General features: G+C 64.8%; 27 protein-coding genes. 3 read left to right on the top strand and 24 right to left on the bottom strand.

Annotated elements, in window-relative coordinates; genetic code table 11:
• Positions 1-14: 14 nt before the first annotated feature.
• From IVB23_RS31710 to IVB23_RS31675, 8 genes are all read right to left on the bottom strand, one after another.
• Positions 15-719, bottom strand: a complete 705-nt coding sequence (locus IVB23_RS31710; RefSeq protein ID WP_247801189.1) for an NUDIX hydrolase — start codon at positions 717-719, stop codon at positions 15-17.
• Positions 720-749: 30 nt separating this feature from the next.
• Positions 750-1,775 (bottom strand): ABC transporter substrate-binding protein, encoded by a 1,026-nt coding sequence (locus IVB23_RS31705; RefSeq protein WP_247801188.1) that lies wholly within the window; start codon positions 1,773-1,775, stop codon positions 750-752.
• Positions 1,776-1,916: 141 nt separating this feature from the next.
• Complete coding sequence (locus IVB23_RS31700; protein WP_061879296.1) at positions 1,917-2,690, bottom strand: anti-sigma factor; 774 nt, start codon at positions 2,688-2,690, stop codon at positions 1,917-1,919.
• Positions 2,687-3,205 (bottom strand): sigma-70 family RNA polymerase sigma factor, encoded by a 519-nt coding sequence (locus tag IVB23_RS31695; protein WP_247801187.1) that lies wholly within the window; start codon positions 3,203-3,205, stop codon positions 2,687-2,689. Before IVB23_RS31695 ends, IVB23_RS31700 begins: the two co-directional genes overlap by 4 nt.
• A 39-nt stretch (positions 3,206-3,244) precedes the next feature.
• A complete protein-coding gene (locus IVB23_RS31690; protein ID WP_247801186.1) occupies positions 3,245-4,714 on the bottom strand; it encodes a YncE family protein in 1,470 nt (489 codons plus the stop codon).
• Positions 4,715-4,725: 11 nt separating this feature from the next.
• Entirely contained in the window at positions 4,726-5,268 is a 543-nt protein-coding gene (locus tag IVB23_RS31685; protein ID WP_247801185.1) for a DUF305 domain-containing protein, read from the bottom strand.
• A 101-nt stretch (positions 5,269-5,369) separates the two neighbouring features.
• Entirely contained in the window at positions 5,370-6,158 is a 789-nt protein-coding gene (locus IVB23_RS31680) for an ABC transporter permease (protein ID WP_247801184.1), read from the bottom strand.
• The gene (locus IVB23_RS31675) at positions 6,158-6,976 is read right to left on the bottom strand and encodes an ABC transporter ATP-binding protein (RefSeq protein WP_247801183.1); all 819 of its coding nucleotides are present in this window, start codon (positions 6,974-6,976) and stop codon (positions 6,158-6,160) included. The genes IVB23_RS31680 and IVB23_RS31675 overlap by 1 nt, the downstream gene beginning before the upstream one ends.
• A 129-nt stretch (positions 6,977-7,105) precedes the next feature.
• On the opposite strand from IVB23_RS31675, the gene IVB23_RS31670 reads away from it, so the two are divergent.
• Positions 7,106-7,888 (top strand): ABC transporter ATP-binding protein, encoded by a 783-nt coding sequence (locus tag IVB23_RS31670; RefSeq protein ID WP_247801182.1) that lies wholly within the window; start codon positions 7,106-7,108, stop codon positions 7,886-7,888.
• Positions 7,885-9,441 (top strand): glycine betaine ABC transporter substrate-binding protein, encoded by a 1,557-nt coding sequence (locus IVB23_RS31665; protein ID WP_247801181.1) that lies wholly within the window; start codon positions 7,885-7,887, stop codon positions 9,439-9,441. Before IVB23_RS31670 ends, IVB23_RS31665 begins: the two co-directional genes overlap by 4 nt.
• A 155-nt stretch (positions 9,442-9,596) precedes the next feature.
• On the opposite strand, the gene IVB23_RS31660 is transcribed toward IVB23_RS31665, so the two are convergent.
• From IVB23_RS31660 to miaA, 10 genes are all read right to left on the bottom strand, one after another.
• Complete coding sequence (locus tag IVB23_RS31660; RefSeq protein ID WP_247804996.1) at positions 9,597-11,309, bottom strand: sulfatase-like hydrolase/transferase; 1,713 nt, start codon at positions 11,307-11,309, stop codon at positions 9,597-9,599.
• 173 nt (positions 11,310-11,482) lie between these two features.
• Positions 11,483-11,752: a hypothetical protein gene (locus IVB23_RS31655; protein ID WP_247801180.1), complete on the bottom strand. Its 270-nt coding sequence runs from the start codon at positions 11,750-11,752 to the stop codon at positions 11,483-11,485.
• 655 nt (positions 11,753-12,407) lie between these two features.
• Entirely contained in the window at positions 12,408-13,427 is a 1,020-nt protein-coding gene (ilvC, locus tag IVB23_RS31650; protein WP_027577255.1) for a ketol-acid reductoisomerase, read from the bottom strand.
• Positions 13,428-13,560: 133 nt separating this feature from the next.
• Positions 13,561-14,163, bottom strand: coding sequence for a LysE family translocator (locus IVB23_RS31645; protein WP_247801179.1), 603 nt, complete (start codon positions 14,161-14,163; stop codon positions 13,561-13,563).
• Positions 14,164-14,170: 7 nt separating this feature from the next.
• Positions 14,171-15,046 carry an EamA family transporter gene (locus IVB23_RS31640; RefSeq protein WP_247801178.1) on the bottom strand — a complete coding sequence of 292 codons (876 nt, stop codon included), beginning with the start codon at positions 15,044-15,046 and terminating at the stop codon, positions 14,171-14,173.
• 49 nt (positions 15,047-15,095) lie between these two features.
• Complete coding sequence (locus tag IVB23_RS31635; protein ID WP_197967856.1) at positions 15,096-15,791, bottom strand: class I SAM-dependent methyltransferase; 696 nt, start codon at positions 15,789-15,791, stop codon at positions 15,096-15,098.
• 3 nt (positions 15,792-15,794) lie between these two features.
• Positions 15,795-16,337, bottom strand: a complete 543-nt coding sequence (gene ilvN, locus IVB23_RS31630; protein ID WP_028177127.1) for an acetolactate synthase small subunit — start codon at positions 16,335-16,337, stop codon at positions 15,795-15,797.
• 23 nt (positions 16,338-16,360) lie between these two features.
• Positions 16,361-17,332, bottom strand: coding sequence for a threonine dehydratase (locus tag IVB23_RS31625; RefSeq protein ID WP_247801177.1), 972 nt, complete (start codon positions 17,330-17,332; stop codon positions 16,361-16,363).
• Between the two features lie 4 nt (positions 17,333-17,336).
• Complete coding sequence (locus IVB23_RS31620; RefSeq protein WP_247801176.1) at positions 17,337-19,112, bottom strand: acetolactate synthase 3 large subunit; 1,776 nt, start codon at positions 19,110-19,112, stop codon at positions 17,337-17,339.
• Between the two features lie 327 nt (positions 19,113-19,439).
• On the bottom strand, positions 19,440-20,381 hold the full coding sequence (gene miaA / locus IVB23_RS31615) for a tRNA (adenosine(37)-N6)-dimethylallyltransferase MiaA (protein WP_247801175.1): 942 nt from the start codon (positions 20,379-20,381) through the stop codon (positions 19,440-19,442).
• Between the two features lie 10 nt (positions 20,382-20,391).
• Here miaA and serB point away from each other — a divergent pair, with 10 nt between their 5' ends.
• Positions 20,392-21,297, top strand: coding sequence for a phosphoserine phosphatase SerB (serB, locus tag IVB23_RS31610; RefSeq protein WP_197967859.1), 906 nt, complete (start codon positions 20,392-20,394; stop codon positions 21,295-21,297).
• A 95-nt stretch (positions 21,298-21,392) separates the two neighbouring features.
• On the opposite strand, the gene IVB23_RS31605 is transcribed toward serB, so the two are convergent.
• The 6 genes from IVB23_RS31605 to IVB23_RS31580 form a co-directional block, all read right to left on the bottom strand.
• Positions 21,393-22,910 (bottom strand): Do family serine endopeptidase, encoded by a 1,518-nt coding sequence (locus tag IVB23_RS31605; RefSeq protein ID WP_061879312.1) that lies wholly within the window; start codon positions 22,908-22,910, stop codon positions 21,393-21,395.
• A gap of 143 nt (positions 22,911-23,053) precedes the next feature.
• On the bottom strand, positions 23,054-23,260 hold the full coding sequence (locus IVB23_RS31600; protein WP_028177121.1) for a DUF2065 domain-containing protein: 207 nt from the start codon (positions 23,258-23,260) through the stop codon (positions 23,054-23,056).
• Positions 23,261-23,331: 71 nt separating this feature from the next.
• On the bottom strand, positions 23,332-24,228 hold the full coding sequence (locus tag IVB23_RS31595; RefSeq protein WP_061879313.1) for a protease modulator HflC: 897 nt from the start codon (positions 24,226-24,228) through the stop codon (positions 23,332-23,334).
• Positions 24,225-25,361, bottom strand: a complete 1,137-nt coding sequence (gene hflK, locus IVB23_RS31590) for an FtsH protease activity modulator HflK (RefSeq protein ID WP_061879314.1) — start codon at positions 25,359-25,361, stop codon at positions 24,225-24,227. Before hflK ends, IVB23_RS31595 begins: the two co-directional genes overlap by 4 nt.
• Before the next feature lie 153 nt (positions 25,362-25,514).
• Complete coding sequence (locus IVB23_RS31585; protein WP_247801174.1) at positions 25,515-26,024, bottom strand: dihydrofolate reductase; 510 nt, start codon at positions 26,022-26,024, stop codon at positions 25,515-25,517.
• Complete coding sequence (locus IVB23_RS31580) at positions 26,024-26,509, bottom strand: GNAT family N-acetyltransferase (RefSeq protein ID WP_131869806.1); 486 nt, start codon at positions 26,507-26,509, stop codon at positions 26,024-26,026. Before IVB23_RS31580 ends, IVB23_RS31585 begins: the two co-directional genes overlap by 1 nt.
• Positions 26,510-26,511: the final 2 nt, after the last annotated feature.

Below are 26,511 nucleotides of genomic sequence, written 5' to 3'. Positions count from 1 at the left end.
TCAAGCCTCGCGCATCAGCGCGCTGCGAACTGCTGCTCGACGAAGGCCGTGACAAATCGCGGCATGGACGGTCTGAGATCGCTGGTCCCGCGCACGAGGTGAATGGCCGACAGCTCCGGCTCGGTTTCGCGCGCAAGGTTGGCTTCGATCCGGGCGCGAGCCATATCGCCCGGCATGTCCAGGTTGATGACCTGCAACATCGCGATCGTGGGGCCTGTGACCACGCAATGCCAGCCCGGCTCGATCCGATAGTCGGCCGCGGTCAGGCCGGTCTCCTCGCCGAGTTCGCGGACGACACTGCCGGGAATGTCGAGCGCGCCGTCCCTGACATCGTCGAGATCAGGCGTTCCCGAGGGGAAATAAATGCGGCCTGCGTTGGCGGTGTGGGGCGCCATCTCGCCCATGATGAAGGCGCCGTCGGAGGCGCGCAACGCGCCCATGCCAAAGCCGTTAAACACGGCCTTGTCGGGAAAGCCCCAGTCGCGCCAGGCGAGGAAGCTTGCGAAATCCGTCTCGAAATAGGTCGCCGTCAGGTGACCGCCGTTGAACGCGGCGTCGCACCCGAGCAGGACGCGGCCGTTCCAGATCTTCGGCCGCTCGCGCTGCTTCTCGGCGAAATGCGCCGCGATCTCGGCGCGCCGTTCCTCGGCGAACGGCCAGACGATCGACCGCACCGCAAGATCGAGCGTCGTGACGCGATGTATGACCGGTGACGTCATGACCGGGCGATTACCAGGCCTTCGCGTCGGCTATTTGGCATTGCCCGTGGTCTTCTTGGCCTGCTCGACGAATTTGTTGGTGAAAGTCTTGCTGACGTCGATCTTGGCGTTCGCGACCTCGGGCGAGCCGACGCTGAACACCGCGAGCACGGCATCCGCGCCCTTCGGATCCATCTTGCCGGTCTCGGAGAACATCGGGATCGTGTTCTTCAGCGCGGCGAGATAGAGGTCCTTGTTCTTGCCGACCGTCTCCTCCGGCATCTTCGCCATGATCTCCTCAGGGCTGTGCGAGTGGATCCAGGCCAGCGTCGCGAGGATCGCATTGGTGAGCGCCTGCGTCTCCTTCTCATGGCCGTTGATCCAGGCCGCAGTCGAGTACAGCGCGCCGCCCGGATATTCGCCGCCGAACGTCTCGAGCGTGTCCTTCTGGGTACGGGTGTCCGAAAGGATGCGCAGATCCTTGTGGCTGCCCTGAAGCACGGTCACCGAAGGATCGAGCATCACGGCCGCGTCGATCTGGCCCTGCTGCATGGCGGCGACCGCGGTGGCACCGAGGCCGACGCCGATCACGGCGGTGCCGGCTGGATCGAGCCCGTTCTTCTTGAGCATGTATTTCAGAAAGAAGTCGGTGGAGGAGCCGGGCGCACTGACGCCGACCTTCTTGCCGGCGAGGTCCTTGATCGACTTGATGTCGTTGGTCCGCGAGGGCGCGACCACCAGGACGAGGCCGGGATAGCGGTCATAGACCACGAAGGATTGCAGCTCCTGCTTCTTGGCCGCGAGATTGACGCAATGGTCGAAATAGCCGGAGACCACGTCGGCGCTGCCGCCGAGCACGGCTTTGAGCGCGTCCGAGCCGCCCTTGAGGTCGACGAGTTCGACACTGACGCCGGCCTTCTCGTATTCGCCGAGTTGCCTGGCCAGCACCGTCGGCAGATAGCACAGGCAGGAGCCACCGCCGACCGCGATGGTCACCTTCCTTTGCGCCGCGGCAAGCGAGGTGGTGAGCGTCAGCGCGAGCAGCGCGCCGGCGAGCCTGGCAATCGTGTTCTTCATTGGTGTCCTCCGTTCGGCCGGCGGCACCATAGAGCAGCGGGACGGGCTTGAGAAGCGCTGCCTGGGTGGGCTGGCCATCGGCCTTGAGCCCTCGCGATCGGGCTCGCGCCGATGCGCGGGCCCGTTTCGTGAATTTCGCCGCTAGATCGGACGCGCCTGCTTCCGGATCTCGTTCGCGATCGGCTTGAGGGTGTCTGTCGGAAGCTGGCCGACGAGGGTATAGCCAAGGCCGTCGTCTATCCAGGCAAAACCCGCGACGTCGCCGGACGACTGCGGCATCATCGGCGCATCCTGATTGCGGCTGCTCATCGGACGCGTCAGTACCACGAGGCGATCGCCGCGATCGTCGTCGTACATGAACATCGCGGCCGGACCGTGCGAGGTCGCGACCAGACGCCCGCCCATCAGCCGATAGCCCGAGACGGAGAGGTCCGGTACCTTGACCGGCTGTTTCAGCCGGTTGGATATCCATTGCGTGAGCTCTGCGCTGTCGGACGCCCGTATCTCGACCGGGCGCACGCGATCCGGTGCGTAAACGCCATAGGTATAGGCTGCTTCCTGGGCCAACGCGGATAGTCCGTTCGAGCTATCCTGCAGTACGCTGCGCATGGTCCATCCGCCGAGGCCTCCGATACCTAGAAGCAACATCGCAGCGATTGCCCGCCACGCCCGCAGGGGACGGCGCTTCCGGCTCTCGATGATGTGCGACAGGTTCAATTCCGCGGGCAATGGCTCGTCGGCGATCGACGCGAGCGCGCCACGCAGCTGCTCGCGCTGGTTGGCGAAGCCCGCAACGCGGCTGGCGACATCCGGATGCTCGTCCAGATAGGATGCGACCTCGGCGCGACGCTCGGGCTCGAGGGCCTGGTCCACATAGGCGTGGAGATCATCTTCCGTGATCGGCCGCTGGTTCATTTCAAGCTCCGCAATGCGACGACGTTCCTCGGCCCCACCGCATCCATCTCCTGCTGCAACCGCTCCCGTGCGCGCGACAGGCGCGACATCACGGTGCCCAAGGGAACGCCGAGAACTTTCGCAGCATCCGCGTAGGAGAGATCCTCGACTGCGACCAGCAGCAAGACCGCTCGTTGCTCTTCCGGCAGTCGCGCAAGCTTGCTCAGGACGTCCCGGTAGATCAGGCTTTGTTCCTGCGCTGCCGCGCTGACAAGCTCCTGCTCACCCGCATCGTCGATCGGCATATGCCTTCCCCGCGCTGTGGCCTGGCGGAATTGCGTGATCGCCAGATTGTGAAGGATGGTGAAGAGCCAGGCGCGGACGCTGCCATCGCGCCGCTGCTGCCAGCGGCTGACGGCGCGCTCCAGGCAGTCCTGGACCAGATCGTCAGCTACCGCGTGATCGCGCATGAGCGCACGCGCATAGCGGCGGAGCGCGGGGATCAGCGGCTCGACCTGAACCAGCATATCCTTCATGACGCGCTCCGCCCCATCTCGGTTGATGCCCGCTGAACGTCATCGCGCCTCGAGTTGAATGACGTCGCCCGGCATGGCCGCGTCGCCGGACGCAATCACCAGATATCGCCTGGCAGCCGCGGCAGACTGGTCGACGATCTGCCGGATCGGACCGACCGCGTTGACGATGGCTGATCCGGCCGGATTGGTCATGAACGCTGCCAATGGCTGCAGCGGCCCGCTTCCATCGCCATGGTCCGCCAGCGCCAGCACATATTTCTGCCTGGGCTGAAGTCCCGTCACCGAAGCCTGCAGGACCTGTATCAAGCCCTGATCGAACAACGACACACTGGTCGGCGCCTGGCCGCCCCCCGCACCACCTTTCGATACAAGCGCGAGATGGGCAACCTGGCCGGCAACGCCGAGAGCCTGCAAGTTTTGGCGGTCATCCGGGTCAGGCGCGGCGTTCGGGACATAGGCGATCGCCTGCGGCGCCTGGCCGATCGGAACGTTTGCGATGACCTTGTTGGTTACCGTATCGATAGCCGCAAGCGCGTCGGCATTCTCCAGCCCGACATAGATGCGGGTCCCGTCGCCGGACGGCCACACACCGTGCGGAAGACTACCAACCGGGATCGTCGCGACCTGCGAGAAGTCGTCGGTGCGGAATACCTTCACTTCGTTCAGGCCACCGACAGTGACATAGGCATACGTGCCCTTGGTCGTATGCGCGAAGTTGACGTGATTTGTGATCGGGCCGGTTTCGATGGTCTTGATCGCATTGAACGGCGGCCTCGCGTTGAACACCTGGGTCCGGCCCACGTCTTTCAGCGTGAACCATACTTGGTTCCCATCCGGCGTCGCCGCGATGTTCGGGCAGAATGGGCTCTCCTGCTTCACCCTCGCTATGATCTTATGCTCGGCAACAGCGACCACGTCAGTCTCGGGATTGAAGGACGAGCAGATGTAGCCATACTTGCCGTCGGGTGAGAAAATCTGCATGCCGGGCCCGTTCGGGGTCGTGATGCGGGTTTTCTCCTTGAAGCTGGTCGGGTCGATGACGGAGATATAGTTTTCGCCGCGGACGGTGACCCACACCTCCTTGCCGTCCGGCGTGTAGAACGCCTCGTGTGGCGACCTCCCGACGTAAGTCACGTGCTTGACCGCGTTGGTCGCGGTATCGATGAAACTCACGGAGTTCGAACCGATCGAAACCACGGCGAGCGTCTTGTGATCCGGCGAGAAGCCCATGCCGTGCACGAGGACCTGGCCCTTGTAGAGCGGGCTGAAATTGCCGGGTTGCGGGTCACCCAGCCGGATCACACCAAGCAGCTTGTTGTCGACGGGGTCGGTGACCGAAACCGTATTCGAGAATTGTTCTGCGGCGTAAACGCGGTCGTGATGGCTGATCGGAATATCGGGGGCGGATAGCGCGCCCGGTGCCTGCCCCGCCCATGCGGCGGATCCGCCTGCAAGCATCGTGGCGGCCAGGAAAATGCTTCTCACAACCCTGCATTTCGATGTGCTCATGTAAGTCGCTCCTACTTCTTCATTCCGGCGGGCATATCCATCCGCATGCCCGAATGATGACGAACGTTGGCCACCGGAGCGGATGCCGGTTGCGTCGGAGCAGGTGCGGTGTCCGTGGCCGGCTCGCCTATGGCGAGCTTCATGGCCGCGATCTCTTGCATCTGATCGACAATGATTTCCTGGGCGATGCGCCGCAGCTGCTCGTTCTTGCCATAGCGCAATTCGATGACCGCCATGTCGATCGCGCCCTGATGATGCGGATTCATCATCGCGACGAAGTCGCGATCGACATCGCCGGTCGGCTTGACCGCCATGTCGTTCATCATCTTGGTCATGGCGGCTTCATTTTCTTCCAGAAAGGCCCGTTCTTCCGTGCTCAGCGCAGCCGGCGGGTTGCCGGGATGGGACTCATGCGCGAACGCGAGCGGAGGCACCGCGAACGCGACGAGAATGTGCGCGGCGAGGAACGCCGCGCCGAAGCCGAAGCCGGACCTGGGCCATCGACATCTGGCTGAGAGCGCCGCTACGGCGCAGCGAAACTGTGACGGGTACATCAAGAACTCCCATGCTGGTGGTCGCATGGGGGTTTGACGCGCGGCCGCGCGTTCTATTCCGGCCTGCCGATCACATAAATGTCAGCGCGCAACGAGGCGGCTTAACCACGCCCATCCGACGCGGTCGGCCGCCACACCAGCAGCCGCCGCTCCACCAGCGTGACGCCGAAGTCGATCAGGATCACGAAGGCCGAGAGCACGAACATGCCGGCGAACACACCGGCAACGTCGAACACGCCCTCGGCCTGCTGAATGAGATAGCCGAGCCCCGCCGCCGATCCCAGATATTCGCCGACGACCGCGCCGACCACCGCGAAGCCGACCGAGGTGTGCAGGGAGGAGAACATCCAGGACAGCGCCGACGGCCAATAGACGTGCTGCATCAACTGCCGCTCGCTCATGCCGAGCATGCGGCCGTTGTCGAGCACGGTGCGGCTGACCTCTTTCACGCCCTGATAGACGTTGAAGAACACGATGAAGAACACCAAGGTGACGCCGAGCGCGACCTTGGACCAGATGCCGAGGCCGAGCCACAGCGCGAAGATCGGCGCCAGCACGACGCGCGGCAGTGCGTTGACCATCTTCACGTAGGGATCGAACACGGCGGCGACCAGCGGCTGGCGCGCGAACCAGAAGCCGACCAGCACGCCGCCGAGCGATCCGATCACGAAGGCGAGGATCGATTCCGCCAGCGTGATGCCGAGATGCTTCCAGATCACGCCGGACGAGAACCATTTCACGATCTGGCTGAACACGTCGAACGGGTTGGAGAAGAAGAACGGCGGCAGCAGGATCTTGCCGAAGACGGGAACGGTCGACAGCACTTGCCACAGCACGGTGCAGACGACCGCGACCAGGATTTGCAGCGCAAGCAGCGTCGGACGCGACATCAGATCGCCTCCGCCGCGTGCGTCGATTGCGCGTAGCCCTTCATCACCTCGTCCTTGAGCACGCTCCAGATCTCGCGATGCAGCGCATGGAATTCCTTGTCCAGCCGCACCTCGAAGATGTCGCGCGGGCGCGGCAGGCTCACCTGCCAGTCGCCGATGATGCGCGAGGACGGCCCGGCCGACATGATCACGACGCGGTCGGCGAGCGCGATCGCCTCTTCCAGATCGTGGGTGACGAACAGCACGGCCTTGCGGTCGGCGTTCCACAAGTCGAGCAGCAGGTTGCCCATGACCTGGCGGGTCTGTGCATCGAGTGGCCCGAACGGCTCATCCATGAGCAGGATTTTTGGATCGCGGATCAGCACCTGCGCCAGCGCCACGCGCTTGCGCTGGCCGCCGGAGAGCATGTGCGGATAACGGCTCGCAAAGGCGCCGAGGCCGACGGAGGTCAGCCATTTCTGCGCCCGCGGCAGCGCATCAGTGCGCGGCGTGCCCTTGATCTCGAGCCCGATCGCGACATTGTCGAGCGCGGTCTTCCACGGGAATAGCGCGTCGGCCTGGAACAGGTAGCCGGCATCCCGGTTCAGCCCCGCCAGCGGCCGGTCGAAAATCCGGACGCTGCCGGCGGCGGGCTTGAGCAGCCCGGCCGCAACGTTGAGCAGCGTCGATTTCCCACAGCCGGTCGGGCCGACGATGGCGACGAACTCGCCCTGGGCGACCGTGAGATGGGCTTTCTCGACCGCCGTATAGACCCGCCCGTCCCCGAGGCGGAACGCGACCTTGGCATCTTCCAGCGCCACTGCCGTGGGCGTCGTCATGTGCTTCCTCCGAATTCAGGCCGATGCCTTAGCCGCTCGCGCGGCCAAGTTCAATCAAGGCGCCAAGCGTGCTACGCATGGGTCCCGTCACCCCGCCCCTCAGAGGCAACCGAGCCGAGCGCAGGTCTGATGCCGTCCAGTCCCATGATCGGCTATGCACACGTCACCAAGAGCTTCGGCTCCCTCATGGCTCTGAGCGATGTATCGCTCGACGTCGCCGAGGGCGAGTTTGTGGCGATCGTCGGCGGCTCCGGCTCGGGCAAGACCACGCTGCTGCGGCTCGCCAACCGGCTGATCGAGGCCGACGGCGGCACCATCGCCGTCGAGGGCGAGGATGTGAGAGACGTCGATCCGGTCGCGCTGCGGCGGCGGATCGGCTACGTGTTCCAGAGCGGCGGGCTGTTCCCGCATTTGAGCGTCGCCGACAATATCGGGATCACACCGAGACTACTGGGTGTATCGGCGGCGGATATCGCGGCGCGTGTCGACGAGCTGCTCGAGCTGGTGCAGCTCGACCGTGCCGCCCATCGCGACCGTCTGCCGGAAGCGCTCTCCGGCGGCCAGCGCCAGCGCGTCGGCGTGGCGCGGGCGCTCGCGGCAAGGCCTCGCATCGTGCTGATGGACGAGCCGTTCGGCGCGCTCGATCCCCTCACCCGCGATGCGCTCGGCGACGACTATCGCTCGCTGCATCGCAAGCTCGGCCTGACCACAGTGATGATCACCCATGACATGACGGAGGCTCTCTTGCTCGCCGACCGCATCGCAGTGATGCGCGGCGGACAGCTGCGCGCGCAGGGCACGCCCGATGAGCTCACCAGGAGCGGCGACGGCTACGTGCTGGAGCTGCTGCGCACGCCGCGGCGCCAGGCCGATCGGCTGAATGCGCTGTTGCCGCAGAGCGGTGCGGCATGAGCCTCCTCGCCGATCCACGCTGGGGCGAGGCGCTGGCGCATCTGCCCGACTATCTCGGCAACCATGTCCAGGTCAGCCTTGCCGCACTGGCGCTCGGTCTCGCCGTCAGCCTGCCGCTGGCGATCCTCACGCGCAATCGCCCGGCGCCGCGCGCCATGCTGCTCGCGTTCGCCAGCATCGTGCAGACCGTGCCGGGACTGGCGCTGCTCGCACTGTTCTATCCGCTGCTGCTCGCGGCGGCCTCGGTCGCGCTGACCTGGTTCGGCGTTTCCTTCTCCGCCTTCGGCTTCCTGCCGGCGATGCTGGCGCTGGCGCTCTATTCGATGCTGCCGGTGCTGCGCAACGGCATTACCGGGCTCAACGGCATCGATCCCGCGCTGATCGAAGCCGCCAAGGGCGTCGGCATGACCGCGCGGCAGTCTCTGGTCATGGTCGAGCTGCCGCTGGCGCTGCCGGTGATGATGGCGGGCATCCGCACCGCCGCGGTCTGGGTGATCGGGACCGCGACGCTGTCGACCCCGATCGGGCAGACCAGCCTCGGCAATTACATCTTTGCCGGACTCCAGACCCAGAACTGGGTGTTCGTGCTGTTCGGCTGCCTGGCCTCGGCCCTGCTCGCGCTCGCCGTCGATCAACTGCTTGGCCTGATCGAGAATGGTCTGCGTCGTCGCAGCCGTCTGCGCGCGGCGCTCGGCTGCATCGGGATCGCAGCTCTCGTTGCCGCAACATTGGTGCCGACAATGGGCCGCTCCTCGCAGGGCTACGTCGTCGGCGCCAAGACATTTGCCGAGCAGTATGTGCTGTCCGCGCTCCTCAGGGACCGTCTCCAGGCCGCCGGCCTGTCCGCGACGGCGCGCTCGAGCCTCGGTTCGAGCGTGATCTTCGAGGCGCTGAAGGCCGGCGACATCGATCTCTATGTCGACTATTCCGGCACGCTTTGGGCCAACCAGCTGCATCGCAGCGATATCAAGCCGCGCACCGAGCTGCTCGCGGAACTCAAGACAGCGCTCGCCAGGGACAACATCACCCTGCTCGGCGACCTCGGCTTCGAGAATGCCTATGCGCTGGTGATGCCGAGGAAGCGCGCCGAGGTGCTCGGCATCCGCACCATCGCCGATCTCGCCGCACACGCATCGACGATGTCGATTGCCGGCGACTACGAATTCTTCTCGCGGCCCGAATGGGCGGCCCTGCAAAGGGCCTACGGCCTTTCGTTCCGCGCCCAACGCCAGATGCAGCCGGATTTCATGTATGCGGCAGCCGCCAGCGGCGAGGTCGACGTAATCGCCGGCTACACCAGCGATGGCCTGATCGCGAAGTACGATCTCGTCGCGCTCGACGATATCAGGCACGCCATCCCGCCCTACGACGCCATCCTGCTGCTCGCGCCGAAACGCGCCGGTGACGAGCGACTGCAGGCGGCGCTGCGGCCGCTGCTCGGCAGGATCGACATCGCCACCATGCGCGAAGCCAATTTGCGCGCCAGTGGCAATGACGCGAACTCCTCGCCGGATGCGGTCGCTCGATGGCTGTGGGAGAAGATTAAGCAGTAGGTCAGCGGTTCACCCCGTCATCCTGAGGTGCGAGCTGCGCGGCGCATAGCACCGTGCGGCGAGCCTCGAAGGATGAACGGCCACGATGCAGCCGGGTCGTGCATCCTTCGAGGCCTCCGCTACGCTCCGGCACCTCAGGATGACGGTGACAAAAACTAAAGCCCCCTGATCATCCCCGCGTCGATCAGCAGCCGGTTCAATCGCCGTGCCTCGGCGCCGTCCTTGCAGCCGTAGAAGACGCCGTTGCAGCGGAGCATGATCTCCTTCTGTTCGGCGAAGGACGGGTCGAGCGGAATGCCGGCGGCTTCCTGGATCACCAGCGGCAGATAGGGGCCGTCGATCGTGTCCATCACGGCCGCGCTCTTCAGCGGCTCGAAATTGACGGCGTCGATCGCATAATAGGTCGCGTAGAGACGCGGATCGTAATTGTCCAGCTTCTTGCCGAGAGCGCCCTCGTCGAGCCCGGGCTCGAGGATCTGCGCTGCGAATTCCGGCTGGTGATCTCCGTAGCGCACGATCAGGAAGGGCTCGCCCGGAAAATTCTTCCTCAGGCCTGCGACGAAGGACTTGTACTGCTCGGCGCTGATTGCCTGCCGGCGCAGATATTCGTCGATCGACGGCACATTGCCCGGCGCGCGCCAGTTCGGCAGCAGGTCGGGACGGAAGCGCGTTTCCCAGGGGAAATGATTGGCGCCGAGATAGATAAAGGTGAACAGCGGCTTGTTCGGCGGCTGCTGGCCCATCAGCTGGAGTGCCTTGTCGTAGAAGAAGCTGTCGGGCTCGACATCCTTCGCGCCGAGGTCCTTCGCATCGAGAAAGCGCTCGATGCCGGTCGTCATCTGGAAGCTGCGCGCGCCCATGAAGCCGCCATTGGCGGGATAGAGCGAGAGCGTCTCGTAGCCGCAGCGGCGCAGCGCCAGCGGCAGGCCGCGCTCAACCCGGCTCGAGGCAATGCGCGTCACGAAATAGGCGAAGCGTCCGAACGAGCGCGAGGAAAGCCCCGCGAGCACGTTGTATTCGGTGAACCAGCTCGGTCCGCCATTGCTCTCGGCGAGGAACGTGCGCTGCTTGCCGTCCCAGGACGTGAAGTGGCTGCCATAGCCCTGCGACACCTTGATGCCCTGCGCCGCGCGGATATCGAAGCTCGATTCATCATGGATCATGATGATGTTCGGCCGGCGGCCGGCGGGATGGCAGGCATCGACCAGCGGCATGTTGAGCCGTTCATTGGTCGAAGCGGCCGCCTCCATGAAGCCGTACTGCGCGAAATCCGACACCGCGCTGACGCCCGAGCGGAAGAATTTCGAGAGATAGCCGTCGTCGTAATAGCTGCGCCAGGCTTCATCCGGATGGTAGAGCGAATACCCGACAAGCCCGGCGAGGCAAGCGAGCTTGCAGGCCAGCGCCGGCAGGCGGCGGACGCGGAACGGGTCGAGCCACCACAGCGAATACATCAACGGCAGCGTGATCAGGCCGGCCAGAATCACCGACCAGCGCAAGTTCGGGAAGATCGTGAACAGGAACGCGACGGTGTCGCGGTCGATCATCATCAGGTCGATGAAATTGACCGTCATCTGCACGACCTCGTGCTTGAGCTGCGACAGCAGCACCAGCACGACGACCATGGTCAGCGACAATGCGCCCGAGAGCGCCGGCCGCCGCAGCAGCGTGATCCAGAAGAAGTTCAGGATGCCCCAGGCCAGCGCAAAGGACAGGCGCGAGCCGAAATCGGTCTCGGTCTCGTACATCAGCGCGAGCGCAGCGAGATGCGGCGCTGCAACCGCGAGCAGGCGCCAGATGCCGAGCGCGGCGACGCTCGCCAGCACGGCGGTCGCGGCAGAAGGACCTGGATTGGGCGCGGACGCCATCGACAATACGCTGAACTTCAAGTCCGGCCCTGTGACACGTCTGACCGGCCGGTCAGGGCGTCCGGCGCAGCCGGAAGCCTGCACCGTGTCATAAAACTGTAACGGAATGGTCAAGGACAGGCAACGCACGGAGCGGCCCGACCTTCGCCTAATGTTAGCGAGCGGCGAAGCTGCTACGGCTTGGCAACGCCCGCGATGAACAGGTCGAGCACCGCTTCCGCCACCCGCTCGATTTCACGCTCCTGCACGCGCCAACGCCATGGACGAAATCGCGCCCGTTGGAGATGATCTGGACATGCGCGGGGTTGCGCCGTGGCCCAGTGCAGACAAGCGAGGCGGAACGCGTGAAAGCCGGCCAGCGGGTCGGCGGCCGGCAACGAGGCCAGCGCCGTCTCGATCTTGGCACGAAAGCGCCGCTGCGCCTCCTCTGCCACGGCCAGCATCAAGGCATCGCGGTTTCGGGAAGCGCCGGAACGGCGCCCCCGCCGACATTGCCGCCCGGCAGGCGGCCTCACGGACGGAGATCTCGATTCCCTCCGCCGCAGGTTGCAGCGCAGCATCGATCAGTACGCGGCAGCGGCAAGACGGCCCCGATCGGGTGGCGCATCGGCTCCGGCGTGATCTGACGGCGCACCTTGGACCTGCCGCGGTCAGCGCTCGAGCACGATTTCGGCGATGCGCTCGGCCGACATGCAACGGCCCGGCTCTCAGTGGACACGAGATGAGAATGCGGATGAAGAGCCGAATCCTTGGCCCTGAAGACGCAGAGGTTTTGATGTTCGGAATGCAGCGAGAAAGTGCGACAAACGCCGCGATGCCAAGAATGTGGTTTAAAAGTCGGTTCTTCGCGTTCAGGCCGCGCGTCAACTTGCGAAGAATTTGAATAAAGCAGCAGCGCTTCGCGCGGGATGGAAAGAGCGAGACCACTGCTTGCGATCTCGCTCGATCATAGCCGCGAAGATTTAAGATTTGGTTTGGCGAGCAAGGTTGCGTTCGTCCGTCATTCCGGGGCGCGCGTTAGCGCGAACCCGGAAATCTCGATCCACAACCTCTGGACTCCGGGTAGCGCTTCGCGCCGCCGGAATGACGGCGTAGCCGTCAGTTCTTGCTCTTGTCGACCAGCGCGCCCTTCTTGATCCAGGGCATCATGTCGCGGAGCTTCGCGCCGACTTCCTCGATCGGGTGCGCGGCGAGCTTGGCGCGGGTCGCCTTGAACGAGGTCTGGTTGACCTTGTTCTCGAGCATCCAGTCGCGGGCGAACTTGCCGCCCTGGATGTCGGCCAGGACCTTGCGCATCTCCTTCTTGGTCTCGTCGGTGATGATGCGCGGGCCGGTGACGTACTCGCCGTACTCGGCGGTATTGGAGATCGAGTAGTTCATGTTGGCGATGCCGCCTTCATAGATCAGGTCGACGATCAGCTTCACTTCGTGCAGGCATTCGAAATAGGCCATCTCCGGCGCGTAGCCGGCTTCGACCAGGGTCTCGTAGCCGCCCTTGATCAGCTCGACCAGGCCGCCGCAGAGCACGACCTGCTCGCCGAACAGGTCGGTCTCGCACTCTTCCTTGAAGGTGGTCTCGATGATGCCGGCGCGGCCGCCGCCGATGGCGGAGGCGTAGGACAGGCCGAGGTCATGGGCATTGCCGGAGACGTCCTTGGCGATCGCGATCAGGCAGGGCACGCCGCCGCCGCGCTGATACTCCGAGCGCACGGTGTGGCCGGGGCCCTTCGGCGCGATCATCAGCACGTCGAGGTCGGCACGCGGATCGAGCAGATTGAAGTGGACGTTGAGGCCGTGGGCGAACACGAGGGCGGCGCCCTTCTTCATGTTGTCGTGCAGGTGCTCGCGGTAGATGTCGCCCTGAAGCTCGTCCGGAGTCAGCATCATGACGAGGTCGGCCCATTTGGCGGCTTCCGCAACTTCCAGCACCTTGAAGCCGGCGGCTTCCGCCTTCTTGGCCGAGGCCGAGCCCTTGCGCAGCGCAATGGCGACTTCCTTGACGCCGGAATCCTTCAGGTTGAGCGCATGGGCGTGGCCCTGGCTGCCATAGCCGACGATGGCGACCTTCTTGCCCTTGATCAGGTTCAGGTCGGCGTCGCGATCGTAGTAAACACGCATGGTCGTTTCCTCGTTCAGGGCCGAAAATCGGCCGATGGTCAGTGTCCGAAGGGTGAAATTTGCGGATTTCGGGGGCTGTCTAGAGCATTTTCAGCCCTGAGGGAAACCCGTTTCTGCATGGAAATCCGCGACATCATGCATCCATGAAAACGGGGTAGAGGGAAGCGAGCAGCAGGACCGCCATCAGGATATTGAAGGCGCGGACCAGCCGCTCGGAGGTCAGGACCGGGCGCAGCGCGGTGCCGAACAGGGCCCAGACCACTGTCGAGACCGTGCCGACGACGAGGCTGATCACGGTCTGAATGGCGATGTTGAGCGGGAATTGGGCGATCGCGGCATAGGCCGTGATGGTACCGATCACGATCACCCAGCCCTTGGCGTTGATCCACTGGAACATGGCCGCGCCCCAGAAGGTCATCGGGCCGCGCGCCTTCTCCTCGCCCGGCTTCGCCGGACCGGACAGCGCGATCACGGCGGCCAGGTAAATCAGGTAGGCGGCGCCGGCATATTTCAAGACGGTCTGGAGGATCGGATAGGCCAGGAACACGGTGCCGAGCCCGAGGCCGACGGCGGCGATCATGAAGGCGAAGCCGATGACGATGCCGACGATATGCGGGATCGTGCGCCGGAAGCCGTAGGTCAGGCCGGAGGACAACAGCATGATGTTGTTCGGCCCCGGGGTGAAGTACATGACCGCCATGAAGGCGAGGAAGGCGTAGAACAGCGAGTAGGTCATATTCACCTCACGCGGTCTTGGGCAGGACTTGCGGGCGTTTCGCCAGGACCATCACGGCGATGCCGCCGATCACGGTCAGCATGCCGGCGAGGCGCAACGGTCCGAACCGCTCGCCGAAAATGATGCTGGAGGCGGCCGAGCCGACGAACGGCACCAGCAGCGCGAACGGCACCACTTGCGCGGCGGGATAGTCGCGCAACAGGCGGCCCCACAGCCAATAGGCGATGCTGGTGGAGATGCCGCCGAGCATCAGCATGCAGAGCGCCGACGTCAGCGATAGGTGCGTCAGCGACGTCCATGTCGGCGCTGGTCCGTTGGCGATCAGTGCCAGCACGAACAGCGGCACCGCCGCGGCGAGGCAGAGCCATGCGAACAGATCGAACATCGGCACGCCGCGGGCGCCGCGCAGCAGCAGATTGCCGATTGCGAAGCTGAGCGGCGAGATCATCAGAACCGCAAAGGCGCCGACGCTGAAATCGTACCCGACGGTGCCGCAGATCATCAGAAGGCCCGCCGCGGCAACGACGATGCCCAAAGTCTGCATCGGTGTCGGCCGCTCACCGAACGCGAGCGCGGCAAAGCCGATCGTGAAGAGTGCCTGGCTCTGCACGACGACGCTGGTCAGGCCCACGGGCACCCCATGAGCGATGCCGTAGGCCTGCGACAGGAACTGACCGAGGAAGAGCGTGAAGCTGATCGCGATCAGCAGTGACCAGGCGATTTTCGGCTTGGGAATGAACAGGCAGGGCGCCGCGGCGATCGTGAAACGCAACGCCGTCATCAACTCCGGCGAAAGCTCGTCGAGCGCGATCCGGCTCGCCACGAAGGCAAGCCCCCAGATGATCGCCACCATGACGGCGATGAGGATGTCGGCCGGCTTCATTGTTGTTTCCGGTTCTGCTTTGTCTCGCAGCCCTGCTTGTTGTTCTGGTCTAGCCTTGCTCGCCGGCTTTCGGTTTCCGCAGCAGATAGGTGCCGTGCATCGGCGCGTGGTAATCGGCCGAGACCAGCGTGAAGCCGACGTCGGTCAGCATCCGCTCCATCACCCAGCCGAAGGTGGAATATTCGTCGCGCATATGCGTCACCACGCCCTCGCGGGAGAAATCGTGGTTCTTGATCTGGAAGTCGGCCCATTGCTCGACGTCACGCTCGATCGCGTCGGGCATCGATGAGTAAACAATGTCACGGAGATAAAACGTCGCTCCGGGCTTGAGCGCGCGAAAAATCCGCGACATCGCCACCGCCTTCCAGAAATCCGGCAGATGGTGCAGCGTGAACTCGCTGACGATGAGATCGTAGGATTCCGGACGGTAGGCGAAGCTGAGCAGACCGGCGGATTGGGTGCGCACGGGCGCCTTGCGGTCGCGGGCATAGATCTCGGCCAGCGCCAGCATTGCCGGCGAAATGTCGATGGCGTCGACGTCGGCCCCCATCAACGCCGCTTCGGTGGCGAGCACGCCGTTGCCGCAGCCGATATCGGCGATGCGCCAGCCACGCTGGACCCCGAGCATCTTCAGAGCGGCGCGCGCCCGCAGATCGGCATCGTCATGGTTGTCGTAGATCGAGGCCACAGCGGGCTCGATCCCCATCCGGTTCCGCTCGTTGTAGTACCAGTCGCGCGCCAGCATGGCTCACATCCCTTCAGGCCCGCGACCGATCGCGGCGACGCCGGTGCGCGACACCTCGACAAGGCCGAGCGGGCGCATCAGGTCGATAAATTGATTGATCTTGTCCGTATTGCCTGTGATCTCGAACACAAAGCTCTCGGTCGTGGCGTCGATCACGCGGGCGCGGAATGCATCCGCCAGCCTCAGCGCCTCGACCCTGTGTTCGCCCTGCCCGCGCACCTTGACCATCGCCAATTCGCGCTCGATCGAACGCCTGGTCAGGGTCATGTCGACGACGCGGTAGACCGGGATCATGCGATCGAGCTGGTGCTTGATCTGCTCGATCACCATCGGCGTACCCGTGGTGACGATGGTGATTCGCGACAGATGCTTCTGGGCCTCGGTCTCCGAGACCGTAAGGCTCTCGATGTTGTAGCCGCGACCCGAGAACAGGCCGATGACGCGCGCGAGCACGCCCGGCTCGTTCTGCACGAGCACCGCAAGCGTATGCGTCTCGTTGGGATCGTGACGGTCCTCGATGAAATAGGCGGATGCGGGCTGGTTCATTGTCGTCCCCTCTTGTCTCTCCGTCACGCCATCGCTGGCGCGTCCGTCCCGACCCAACGGCGGAACAGATCGAAATCGATATTGCCGCCAGACAGCACGAGACCGACGCGCTTGCCCTTCAGCTTGCTCTTTTCCTGCAGCGCCGCCGCCAGCGCCGCTGCGCCGGCGCCTTCGGCGAGATTATGCGTATCGGTCCAGTAGGCGCGGATCGCGGCGGCGACCTCGTCGTCGGTGACTTTTACGATGCGCGAGGCGCCCTTGCGGATCAGCGCGAACGCATCCTCGTCGGGGATGCGCGTCGCCATGCCGTCGGCGAGCGTGTTGCTGGTCTCGGTCGTCACGATCTTGCCCGCCGCGAACGACAGCGCATAGGACGGCGCTTCCGTCGACTGCACGCCGACGATCTCGGTCTTCAGGCCGAGCAGGTCGCGCGCCATGATGCAGCCGCAGATGCCGGAGCCCTGCCCGATCGGCACATAGAGGATATCGAGGTCGGACACTGCGTGGAACAATTCGAGAGCGTAGGTCGCAACGCCAAGAACGAGATCCGGGTGGAACGAGGGCACCATGTGGAGCCCGGCGAACTGCGCGCGGCGCTCGGCTTCCTCGCGTGCCGCCTGAAAGTCCTCGCCGTGTTCGACGAGTTCGGCACCAAAGGCCTTCATCGCGCGGTTCTTCTCGACCGAGTTGCCGCGCGGCACATAGATCACCGCGGGCACGCCGTGGCGGCTCGCGGCAAAGGCGAGGCTCTGACCGTGATTGCCGCGCGTCGCCGAGATGATGCCCGGTGTCCTCGGCCGCTCGCGCTTCAGCCGTTCGAGATAGACGAGGCCGCCGCGCACCTTGAAGGCGCCGATCGGCGTGTGGTTCTCGTGCTTGACCACGACCTCGGTGCCGAGCCGACCTGCGAGCAACGGCCAGGCATGCGCCGGCGTTGCCGGCACCGCCTGCCCCACGATCGCATGTGCGCGCTCGAGCTCCCTCAGGTCGAACATGGCCTCACACCAGCGCCTTGCCGCCGGCGAATGCCTTCGCGGTCGCCTCGTCGTTGGCCTGCTCCGGCAGCAGCATCTCGTTGTGGGCCTTGCCGGAGGGGATCATCGGGAAGCAGTTTTCCAGCGCCGCGACGCGGCAGTCGAAGAGCACCGGACGCTTGACCGAGATCATCTCCTTGATCGCACCATCAAGATCGGCGGGCTTGTGCACCTGGAGGCCGACGGCGCCATAGGCTTCCGCGAGCTTGACGAAATCCGGCAGCGCTTCCGAGTAGGAATGCGACAGGCGGTTGCCGTGCAGCAGCTGCTGCCACTGCCGCACCATGCCCATGTACTGGTTGTTCAGGATGAAGATCTTGATCGGCAGCTCGTACTGAACCGCCGTCGACATTTCCTGCATCGTCATCTGCACCGAGGCATCGCCCGCGATGTCGATGACGAGACTGTCGGGATGGGCAACCTGCACGCCGACCGCCGCCGGCAGGCCATAGCCCATGGTACCGAGACCGCCGGACGTCATCCAGCGATGCGGTTCCTCGAAGCCGTAGAACTGCGCCGCCCACATCTGATGCTGGCCGACCTCGGTCGTGATGTAGGTGTCCTTGCCGCGCGTCGCCTCGAACAGGCTCTGGATCGCGTGCTGCGGCAGGATGACGTCGTTGCTCTTCTTGTAGTAGAGCGAGTTGCGGGCGCGCCATTGCGCGATCTGCTGCCACCACGACTTGATGTCGGGCTTCTTCGCCTCCGCCTTGAACACCTGGAGGATGTCGCCGAGGATGTTGCCGCAATCGCCGATGATCGGAACGTCGACGCGGATGTTCTTGTTGATCGAGGACGGGTCGATGTCGATGTGGATCTTCTTCGAGCCGGGCGAGAACGCATCGACGCGACCGGTGATGCGATCGTCGAAGCGCGCGCCGACGCACAGCATGACGTCGCAATCATGCATGGTCATGTTGGCCTCGTAGGTGCCGTGCATGCCGAGCATGCCGAGCCAGTTCTTGCCCGAGGCCGGGTACGCCCCCAAACCCATCAGCGTGGAGGTGATCGGGAAGCCGGTGACCTCGACCAGCTCGCGCAAGAGCCTGGTCGCCTCGGGGCCGGAATTGATGACGCCGCCGCCGCTGTAGATCACGGGACGCTTGGCATTGGCCAGCAGCGCCACGGCCTTGCGGATCTGCGTCGCATCGCCCTTCACGCGCGGCGCGTAGGAGCGGTGCACGTCGGACTTGCGCGGGGGATGGTAGGTGCCGGTCGCGAACTGCACGTCCTTGGGGACGTCAACCAGCACCGGGCCCGGACGGCCCGAGGTTGCGACATAGAACGCCTCATGCAGCACCTTGGCCAAATCGTTGACGTCGCGCACCAGCCAATTGTGCTTGGTGCAGGGGCGCGTGATGCCGACGGTGTCGCATTCCTGGAACGCGTCGTTGCCGATCAGATGCGTCGGCACCTGGCCGGAGATGCAGACCAGCGGGATCGAGTCCATCAGCGCGTCGGTGAGTGGCGTCACCATGTTGGTGGCGCCGGGACCGGAGGTCACCAGCGCAACGCCCGGCTTGCCGGTCGAACGCGCATAGCCCTCGGCGGCATGGCCCGCGCCCTGCTCGTGGCGGACCAGGATGTGCTGGACCTCGCTCTGCTGGAAGATCTCGTCATAGATCGGAAGCACGGCGCCGCCGGGATAGCCGAAAATGTCGGTCACGCCGTGATCGATGAGCGCGCGGACGATCATCGCGGCGCCGGTCATCTGGTTCGGATCGTGGCTCTTGTCGCTCATTGGCTTGCTCCGGATGCGCTGTTGTCAGCGGCTTCGTTCGTGTCGGGTTCGGGAAATAAAAAAGGCCCCGAAGAGGGCCCATGCACACCGCCTGTCTTGTGGATGGCAGCTAGCCATCCCCGGCGGTGTGCCTGGGTACGACGGCGATAAGGAGTTTGGCAATAATGTTACGCATGGCAGGCGATCGGCTTCCCAAAGGTTGCGCGAAACATAGCGGCCAAAGCCCGGATGTCAAGGCAATGCGGCCGTTCCCACGCGATTTTGCCAGTGTAGCCCTGTTCCCCGGGTTCGGCGAGAGGTAAATTCGAGCCCCGCCACAAAACCGCGTTAGTCGGAAGCCCTGCCCGCGTTCACGACCGCCGCGAGCCAACCCCTTGCCTCCTCCGGCCTGACCCATTCGAATTCCGGCAATTGGTGCCGGAACCAGGTGAATTGCCGCTTGGCGTAGTGGCGGGTGTCGGCGCGGCCAATGCTGGCGGCCTCCTCCAGGCCGAGTTCGCCGCGCAGATGCCGGATCAGGGCCGGCACGCCATGGGCTTTCATCGCCGGCAGCAGCGGATCGAGGTGTCTGGCGGCGATCCGCTCGACCTCCCTCAACGCGCCAGCACCCAGCATGGCGTCGAAGCGGGCATCAATGCGGGCATAGAGCTCGTCCCGCTCGGGCGCGAGAAACACCGCGCGAAAACTGTCCTTCGGCAGTAGCGGCGGCTGTCCCTCCCGGTGCCAGTCGAGCAGTGAACGCCCGGTCGCCTCGATCACCTCGAGCGCGCGCGCAATCCGCGTGCGGTCGCGCAGGTTCAATCGCTCGGCTGCTGCCACGTCCCGGCGCGCAAGTTCCGCGTGCAGCGCCTCGACGCCGTTCCGCTCCAGTCGCCCCCTCACGTCCTCCCGCACCTCGGCCGGGATCGGCGGCACCACTGAGAGGCCGGCCGTCAGAGCCTTGAAATAGAGCCCTGTGCCGCCGACGAAGATCGGCAGACGGCCTTGAGCCCTTGCTTCATCGAGCGCCTTCGCCGCGTCGCTGACCCAGGCGCCCGCCGAAAAATTCACGGCGGCATCGACATGGCCATAGAGGCGATGCGGCACGAGCGCCTCGTCCGCTGCTGTCGGCCGCGCCGTGATGATACGGAGGTCGCGGTAGACCTGCATGGAATCGGCATTGATGACGACACCGCCGGTGGCGAGGGCAAGCTCGAGCACCAGCGCCGACTTGCCGCTGGCGGTCGGGCCTGCGATAAGCACGGCCTTGCTTGAATGCCCCTCGCTCACGAAAACCTCAATGTCCCTCGTTGCCACGCTGATCTGCAACCCCGACAATCCCGCGCTCGACTCGACCATCGTCGACGGCGCCCGCGCCGTGCTGCCACAAGCGGCGCCCGCGCACTGGCTGTTCGACGGGGTCGCGGTCGACATCCCCTTCGGCACCGACAGTAACCTCGGAAGTGACCGTCACGCCATCGAGCAGCGGCTCCGCGAGCTCCGCGGCGACCTGCCCATCGATATCGTCGTGCAGCCTGTTGGCTTCAGGCGCAAGAAGCTTTTTCTCGCCGACATGGATTCCACCATGATTGGCCAGGAATGCATCGACGAGCTCGCCGATTTCGTCGGGGTGAAGGCGCATGTCGCCGCCATCACCGAGCGCGCGATGCGCGGCGAGATCGAGTTCGAGCCGGCGCTGCGCGAGCGCGTCGCGCTGCTCAAGGACCTGCCCGCAAACGTGGTCGACGAGGTGCTGGCCAAGCGCATCACGCTGACGCCGGGCGGCCGCGAGTTGGTCGCCACCATGCGCGCGAACGGCGCCTATACCTGCCTCGTCTCCGGCGGCTTCACCTTGTTCACCCGCGCGGTCGCCGCCAGGATCGGCTTCCAGGAGAACCGCGCCAATGAGCTCGTCGTGCGCGACGGCAAGTTCACCGGCGAGGTGAAGGAGCCGATCCTCGGCCGCGCCGCAAAGCTCGCGACGCTGGTGGATCTGATGGAGTCGTTCGATCTCGATGATATCGACTCGGTGGTGGTCGGCGACGGCGCCAACGATCTCGCGATGATCCAGGCGGCGGGGCTCGGCGTGGCCTATCACGCCAAGCCCGCGGTGGCCGCGGCCGCGGCCGCGCGGATCGATCACGGCGATCTCACCGCGCTGCTCTATGCGCAGGGATATCGGCGGGAGGAGTTCGTGGAGGGCTGACACAATCGTCGTTCCGGGATGGTGCGAAGCACCAGACCCGGAACCTCGAGATTCCGGGTTCGATGCTTCGCATCGCCCCGGAATGACGGATGAAGTTACTGCACGCTCAGTGCGACGAAGCGCAGCTCGCCGTCGCCGTTGGAGACCAGCAGCAGCACCGATTTCTTGCCGTCCTTCTTGAGCTGATCGACCCGCTTCTGGATGTCGGCGCCGCTGGAAACGGCCTCCTGCGCGACCTCGACGATGACGTCACCGGCCGAGAGGCGCTTCTCTGCAGCGTCTGAATTGGCGTCGACATTGGTGACGACCACGCCCTTGACGCTGTCCTTGATCTTGTAACGCGTGCGCAGATCCTTGTTGAGCGCTGCGAGGTCCAGGCCAAGCGCCTTCTGCGTCACCGGCTTCTCGGGCGCGGGCTCGTCGGTCTTCACCGCGGCCTGCACCTTTTCGGGGTCCTGGAGGCGGCCGAGCGTGACCTTCTTGGTCTCTTCCTGCCCCTTGCGGATGATGACGACGTCGACCTCCTTGCCGACCGCCGTGTCGGCGACGACACGGGACAGGTCCTTCGGGTCCTTGACGTCCTTGCCGTCGAACTTGACGACGACGTCGCCGGGCTCGATGCCGGCGGGCTTGGCCGGGCCCTTGTCGTCGACGCCGGCGACCAGCGCACCGCGCGCCGGCTTGATGTTTAGACTCTCGGCGATCTCGTCAGTGACGCTCTGGATGCGCACCCCAAGCCAGCCGCGGCGCAGCTCGCCGAACTGGCGGAGCTGATCGACGACGCCCACCACCGTCTTCGACGGCACGGCGAAGCCGATGCCGATCGAGCCGCCGGATGGGGAGATGATCAGCGTGTTGACGCCGACGACGTCGCCGTCGAGGTTGAACAGCGGACCGCCGGAATTGCCGCGATTGATGGAGGCGTCGGTCTGGATATAGCTGTCGTATGGCCCTGAGGAGATGTCGCGGTTCTTGGCCGAGACGATGCCGGCGGTCACCGTGCCTCCCAGGCTGAAGGGGTTGCCGATCGCGACCACCCAGTCGCCCAGGCGCAACTTGTCGGAGTCGCCGAACTTGACCGCGACCAACGGCTTCGGCGGCTTGATCTTGAGCACGGCGAGATCGGTCTTCTTGTCGACGCCGACCAGCTCGGCCTTGATCTTGGTGCCGTCGTTGAGGATGACGTGGATCTCGTCGGCGTCCGCAATGACGTGGTTGTTGGTGACGACGACGCCCGATGCATCGATGATGAAGCCGGAGCCGAGCGAGTTGGTCTTGCGCGGCGGGTTGTCGCCGCCCTTGCTGCCGCCACCGGGACCCCGGCGGTTCTTGAAGAAGTCGTCGAAGAACTCTTCGAACGGCGAGCCGGGCGGCAGTTGCGGCATGGTGTTGCTGCCGCCGCCGCCCTTGGCCTCGACCGTCTGGGAGGTCGAGATGTTGACGACCGCGTCGATCACCTTCTCGGCGACGTCGGCGATGCCATCCGGTCCCCGCGCATGGGCCGGCGTGCCGAACGCGCTGAAAGCACCGACGGCGAGCGCGGCCAGCCCAATTCGCACACCAAGTCGCACGCAACGGCGCGAGCGGGACGGGGCAGTGGTGGCAGCGGTCATTGTGATCTCCAGGCAAAGGGATTCGGCGCCAGACTGCGCTCGAACGGGGGCACGGCGCAAGCGCGGAGCTTAACGGGCCTCAAGACACCGACAATACGACGAAAACCGGTCTGGCGCCTTCACTTTGGCGTTGGCCTGATGCCCTAAATCGGGCGCCGGATAACCCAGATCAGGACCAGACCGGCCACGGCCGAACCGATCCCAACCGCCCGCAGCACGTTGTCCGGCGTAGCGATGGCGCTCTTCATGGCCTTGCGCATCCAGTTGGGACTGGCCGCGAACATCAAGCCTTCAAGCACGAACAGGATGCCTAGGCCGATGAGGAAGTCGGCGAACGCAATGGACCTCATCGGAATGGAACCTCCCGCTATACTGTTCCTGTCTGGACAAAGGGCGGCCAGACCGGCCGCCCTTGTCTAGCTTACGGCTTCGCCGGCGTCTCATTTGCCATCTTGCCGGACGGATTACTGAAGTACCGGAAGAAATCCGAGTCCGGCCGCAGCAGGAAGCGGGTGTCATTCGAACGCAGACCATTCTCATAGGCCGTCATCGACCGGTAGAAGGCGAAGAAGTCGGCGTCCTTGCTGTAGGCTTCCGCAAACAGGCGGTTGCGCTCGGCATCGCCCGCACCGCGGGTCTGTTCGGCCTGCGAATTGGCCTCCGCGACGATGACGGTGGCCTCGCGGTCGGCCCTGGACTTGATCTCCTGCGCCTTCTGTCCACCCTGTGCACGGAACTCGGCGGCCTCGCGCTCACGCTCGGTCTTCATGCGCTGGTAGACCGCCTGGCTGTTCTGCTCCGGCAGGTCGGCACGGCGGATCCGGACGTCGACGACCTCGATGCCGTAGCCATCGGCCTCGCGATCCAGCTGGTCGCGGATGCGCAGCATCAGTTTCTCGCGGTCGTCGCGCACCACATTGATGAAGGTGACCTCGCCGAGCACGCGGCGCAACGCCGCGTTCAGGAGCGTGGTGAGCTGGATGTTGGCAGCCTGGATCGAGCCGATGCTCTGATAGAAGCGCAGCGCATCCTTGATGCGGTAGCGCGCAAAGGCGTCGACGACGAGCCGCTTCTGGTCGGATGCGATCGCTTCCTGCGATGGATTCTCCAGATCGAGGATCCGCTTGTCGATGTTGATCACCGAATTCCACGGTGCCTTGAAATGCAGGCCGGGTGTGGTGACGACGTCGACGGGCCGGCCGAACTGGAGCACGATGGTCTGCTCGGTCTGCTGTACCGTGAACAGCGACATGTAGCCGACGATCAGGACCAGGAGCAGCCCGAGCAGAGTGACGAAACCTGTAACCGGAGACCTCATCGGCTGCCTCCGCTCGACTGCGGACCGGTGGTAGGCGGCCGCTTGGTCGTCAGTTCGGGTAGCGGCAGATAGGGCACGATTCCCTGCCCCGAGGCGCCGCCGTCATAGACGAGCTTGTCGGCGCCGCCGAGGACGCGCTCCATCGTTTCAAGATAGATCCGTTCACGCGTCACGTCGGGCGCCTTCTTGTATTCCTCGTAAACTTTCAGAAAGCGCGCGCTCTGGCCCTTGGCCTCTGCGACCGCCTGCTCCTTGTAGCCTTCGGCGGCCTGAAGGATCTGCGCTGCACGTCCGCGCGCCTGCGGCACCACCTGGTTGGCGTAGGTCTGCGCTTCGTTCTGCAACTGCTCGAGATTGGCGCGCGCCGCCTGCACGTCGCGGAAGGCGTCGATCACCTGCGCCGGCGGATCCACCTTCTGCATCTGCACCTGGCTGATCTGGATGCCCGCGCCGTAGCTGTCCAGGGTCCTCTGGATCAGTTCATGCACGTTCTGCTCGGTGACGTTCCGCGCGCCGGTCAGGATCGGCTGGATCTGCGAGCGGCCGATCACCTCGCGCATCGCGCTCTCGGCGACCGCCTTCACGGTGCCTTCGGGATTCTGGATGTTGAAGAGGAAATCGCCGACGCCGTCCGGCTTGATACGCCAGAGCACGGTGAAGTCGACGTCGACGATGTTCTCGTCGCCGGTCAGCATCAGGCTCTCTTCCGGCACGTCACGAACCGAGCGGCCGCGCCGCGCCGGATCGTCGATCAGCGTCATGCCGATGGAGATGGTGTTGACGCGCAGAGCCTTCGGCAGCAGCACGGTCTCGATCGGGTAGGGCAGGTGATAGTTCAGGCCCGGCTGCACGGTGCGGACATGCTTGCCGAAGCGCAGCACGACTCCGAGCTCTTCGGACTGCACACGGAAGAAGCCCGACAGCAGCCAGAATGCCACAATCAGCAGGATGATCAGCGTGATTCCGATGCCGGAGAAATAGCCGCCCGGCATGATCTGCTGGAGGCGGTCCTGGCCGCGCCGCAGAAGGTCTTCCAGATCCGGCGGCCTCGGCCCGACCGGTTGCGGGCCTGAGCCCCATGGTCCCTTTGGACCCGAGCCCCACGGGCCACCGCCCTGATTCTTCCACGGCATTCGACGCTCTCCTCGGCAGGGTGGAATTGCCCCCGCCCGCTTTCTCCGGTCCGGCTTTATAGGGGACAGGCAGGTCCCTTACAACGCAGCCCGGGTCGTCTTCCGAGCTAAGCCTAGGGGCAGAAAAGTCAATGTTAACATTGGCAAATGCGGTTAATGGCCCGCCCGCCGACGATATGTCACATAGGAGAAGTCTGCGCTGTCATCGGGTCCGGCAGGATGACATATGCGCGCCGTCTCCTCCCACCCGGCCTTGTCGATGTCGAAATGCGTATCGCCTTCGGGCCGCGCATGCACTTCGGTGATTTCGAGACGATCGGCGCGATCGAGCCATTGCCGATAGATCTCGGCGCCGCCGATCACGGCGATCTCAGTGACCGAACGTCGCAGGGCATCGCCGCGCGCGACCGCCTCCGCATCCGGAGCCGATGTCGTGACGACGGCACCAGCAGCACGATAAGCCGCATCGCGCGTGATCACGATGTTGGTGCGGCCCGGCAACGGCCGGCGCAGGGATTCGAAGGTCTTGCGGCCCATGATGACCGGCTTGCCGATCGTGAGCGCCTTGAAGCGGGCCATGTCGGATTTCAATCGCCACGGGATGGCGCTGCCGGCGCCGATGACGCCGTTCTCCGCAATCGCAACGACGAAGACGATCTCCATCAGGGCGTGTTCCCGGCAAGCCGCGTCAGCGCAGGCCCGGTGACGCGGCACAGCGTCCAGTCGTCCATCATGACGGCACCGAGCGACTTGTAGAACGCGATCGACGGCGCGTTCCAGTCGAGCACCGCCCATTGCAGGCGCGACCAGCCGTTCTCGATGCATTCCCTGGCGAGATAGACCAGCAGCGCCTTGCCCAGGCCCCTGCCCCGATGCGACGGCCGCACGTAGAGATCTTCGAGATAGATGCCGTGGCGGCCGCTGAAGGTGGAAAAATTCGCAAACCACACCGCGAAGCCGACCGGCTCACCTTTCCATTCGGCGATCGCGCAATAGAGTTGCGGCCTATCACCGAACAGCGCGTCGTTGATGTCAGCCTCGGTCGCCTCCACCTCGTGCGAAAGCTTTTCGTATTCGGCAAGCTCGCGGATGAAGGACAGAACGAGGCCAGCTTCTCCAGCCTGGGCACGACGGATGGCCAACGACATCG

The sequence above is a fragment of the Bradyrhizobium sp. 191 genome, assembly GCF_023100985.1.
GTDB lineage: Bacteria > Pseudomonadota > Alphaproteobacteria > Rhizobiales > Xanthobacteraceae > Bradyrhizobium > Bradyrhizobium diversitatis.
Note: the sequence above shows the minus strand (reverse complement) of the source record. Positions and strands in the feature narration are given on the sequence as shown.

What these genes read in the sequence shown, in the direction of transcription:
- IVB23_RS31710 (WP_247801189.1), bottom strand. Translation starts at nt 719, where the DNA reads ATGACGTCACCGGTCATACATCGCGTCACGACGCTCGATCTTGCGGTG.
- IVB23_RS31705 (WP_247801188.1), bottom strand. Translation starts at nt 1,775, where the DNA reads ATGAAGAACACGATTGCCAGGCTCGCCGGCGCGCTGCTCGCGCTGACG.
- IVB23_RS31700 (WP_061879296.1), bottom strand. Translation starts at nt 2,690, where the DNA reads ATGAACCAGCGGCCGATCACGGAAGATGATCTCCACGCCTATGTGGAC.
- IVB23_RS31695 (WP_247801187.1), bottom strand. Translation starts at nt 3,205, where the DNA reads ATGAAGGATATGCTGGTTCAGGTCGAGCCGCTGATCCCCGCGCTCCGC.
- IVB23_RS31690 (WP_247801186.1), bottom strand. Translation starts at nt 4,714, where the DNA reads ATGAGCACATCGAAATGCAGGGTTGTGAGAAGCATTTTCCTGGCCGCC.
- IVB23_RS31685 (WP_247801185.1), bottom strand. Translation starts at nt 5,268, where the DNA reads ATGTACCCGTCACAGTTTCGCTGCGCCGTAGCGGCGCTCTCAGCCAGA.
- IVB23_RS31680 (WP_247801184.1), bottom strand. Translation starts at nt 6,158, where the DNA reads ATGTCGCGTCCGACGCTGCTTGCGCTGCAAATCCTGGTCGCGGTCGTC.
- IVB23_RS31675 (WP_247801183.1), bottom strand. Translation starts at nt 6,976, where the DNA reads ATGACGACGCCCACGGCAGTGGCGCTGGAAGATGCCAAGGTCGCGTTC.
- IVB23_RS31670 (WP_247801182.1), top strand. Translation starts at nt 7,106, where the DNA reads ATGCCGTCCAGTCCCATGATCGGCTATGCACACGTCACCAAGAGCTTC.
- IVB23_RS31665 (WP_247801181.1), top strand. Translation starts at nt 7,885, where the DNA reads ATGAGCCTCCTCGCCGATCCACGCTGGGGCGAGGCGCTGGCGCATCTG.
- IVB23_RS31660 (WP_247804996.1), bottom strand. Translation starts at nt 11,309, where the DNA reads ATGGCGTCCGCGCCCAATCCAGGTCCTTCTGCCGCGACCGCCGTGCTG.
- IVB23_RS31655 (WP_247801180.1), bottom strand. Translation starts at nt 11,752, where the DNA reads ATGCTGGCCGTGGCAGAGGAGGCGCAGCGGCGCTTTCGTGCCAAGATC.
- ilvC (WP_027577255.1), bottom strand. Translation starts at nt 13,427, where the DNA reads ATGCGTGTTTACTACGATCGCGACGCCGACCTGAACCTGATCAAGGGC.
- IVB23_RS31645 (WP_247801179.1), bottom strand. Translation starts at nt 14,163, where the DNA reads ATGACCTACTCGCTGTTCTACGCCTTCCTCGCCTTCATGGCGGTCATG.
- IVB23_RS31640 (WP_247801178.1), bottom strand. Translation starts at nt 15,046, where the DNA reads ATGAAGCCGGCCGACATCCTCATCGCCGTCATGGTGGCGATCATCTGG.
- IVB23_RS31635 (WP_197967856.1), bottom strand. Translation starts at nt 15,791, where the DNA reads ATGCTGGCGCGCGACTGGTACTACAACGAGCGGAACCGGATGGGGATC.
- ilvN (WP_028177127.1), bottom strand. Translation starts at nt 16,337, where the DNA reads ATGAACCAGCCCGCATCCGCCTATTTCATCGAGGACCGTCACGATCCC.
- IVB23_RS31625 (WP_247801177.1), bottom strand. Translation starts at nt 17,332, where the DNA reads ATGTTCGACCTGAGGGAGCTCGAGCGCGCACATGCGATCGTGGGGCAG.
- IVB23_RS31620 (WP_247801176.1), bottom strand. Translation starts at nt 19,112, where the DNA reads ATGAGCGACAAGAGCCACGATCCGAACCAGATGACCGGCGCCGCGATG.
- serB (WP_197967859.1), top strand. Translation starts at nt 20,392, where the DNA reads ATGTCCCTCGTTGCCACGCTGATCTGCAACCCCGACAATCCCGCGCTC.
- IVB23_RS31605 (WP_061879312.1), bottom strand. Translation starts at nt 22,910, where the DNA reads ATGACCGCTGCCACCACTGCCCCGTCCCGCTCGCGCCGTTGCGTGCGA.
- IVB23_RS31600 (WP_028177121.1), bottom strand. Translation starts at nt 23,260, where the DNA reads ATGAGGTCCATTGCGTTCGCCGACTTCCTCATCGGCCTAGGCATCCTG.
- IVB23_RS31595 (WP_061879313.1), bottom strand. Translation starts at nt 24,228, where the DNA reads ATGAGGTCTCCGGTTACAGGTTTCGTCACTCTGCTCGGGCTGCTCCTG.
- hflK (WP_061879314.1), bottom strand. Translation starts at nt 25,361, where the DNA reads ATGCCGTGGAAGAATCAGGGCGGTGGCCCGTGGGGCTCGGGTCCAAAG.
- IVB23_RS31585 (WP_247801174.1), bottom strand. Translation starts at nt 26,024, where the DNA reads ATGGAGATCGTCTTCGTCGTTGCGATTGCGGAGAACGGCGTCATCGGC.
- IVB23_RS31580 (WP_131869806.1), bottom strand. Translation starts at nt 26,509, where the DNA reads ATGTCGTTGGCCATCCGTCGTGCCCAGGCTGGAGAAGCTGGCCTCGTT.